The organism is Candidatus Termitispirillum reticulitermitis (assembly GCF_054655775.1).
The window spans coordinates 1-1,227 of the sequence record NZ_BAAIHG010000152.1 but is presented as its reverse complement, the minus strand read 5'-3'; the positions used below and the strand labels follow the sequence as shown (position 1 = coordinate 1,227).

At 45.2% G+C, this 1,227-nt stretch carries 1 pseudogene; it reads left to right on the top strand.

What is annotated here, in order from left to right:
• Positions 1 to 13 precede the first annotated feature (13 nt).
• Positions 14 to 1,227: pseudogene (locus tag AC1MDJ_RS07935) on the top strand (hypothetical protein); the annotation flags it as partial.

Genomic DNA, 1,227 nt, shown 5'->3' with positions numbered 1-1,227 from the left:
GACAGCACAACTCATGGACTATACTAAACGTCTCAGCTACCCTAGTGGGATAACGAATGTCGTAGTAGAGGGGCTGGATAACGAAGCAGTGAAGTTCACCGTAAGCGATGATACAGTACATATAGAGCCTTACTTTATTAACAATGTCTCTTGGGGGGTGCCGACAACGGGTGGGCTACAAACAAAGAATATTGCTGACTACCGTATAGTGTTTGACGAACTATTTCGCGGAAACAACCCACATGATATACGTATATCTATAGATGGTGTTACCGCCATATATACAATTGACGGATACGACTACCCGTATGATAATTTTTCAGGCTTTTATGTGGGATTTGAAATGGTTGACATGAGTGCTGCTGTGGATGGGGTACATACACAATGGGGTAGTGACGGTATGGGCACGGGTTACTTTATAAACCTTGCAGATGGCACGAGGGCATGGCAAACTATGACAACAACTGGAGCTGTGTATGACGCTAACAAGTTTCTTCGCTCATTTTACGTGGACCCAGCTGACGGGACAAAGCATTATCCCACCCTTTCTGGGACGCCTATAAATTTTGGCGGAATTTCCAATTATAGACCAGAAATACTTACAATGCTACCTAATGGTCATTATAGTGCCTTTTCATTTTTCATCTCCATAACTGCCGCTAATAGCATGGCAATCGGCGACAAGGCATTGTTTTACTACCAAGCAAATAGCCCTGATGTGGAAGCTGTGACCAATCCCCCGCCTAATACTGGCTGGTATAACCCCACCACCAACTGGAATATCAATCCTGCGAATATGGATGGTATCAAAAATGTTCGCATAGAGATTGACGTGCCTAATGGAACGAATACTACTGGTGGCAATGTTATCCCGCAGGTATTCTGGGATGTTAATCAGCCTCACGTTGAGTTCACTGCTATGACTATAGAGAATGGGGAGTTCAAGGAGATAAAGATTAGCTGGGATAGAGACTGGAACGTGCCAGAGGATAAGATAGGTGGCACTTGGGGCTGGGCAGTGTCAACACCCGCAGAGGTCAAGCTGAAAGATGCTACCGCTGGTGGCAGATTGGTGTTCACTAATGGGGACGGGCGAATGCTGCTTGATAATACGCAGACTATAACGATATATGGCAATGGCAAACAGGCAGAGGTTACCCTTGAAGGGGAAGATACCATTCAAGACCTAATAGATAAACTAGCTAATGCCATAGGTAGCAAAGCTGG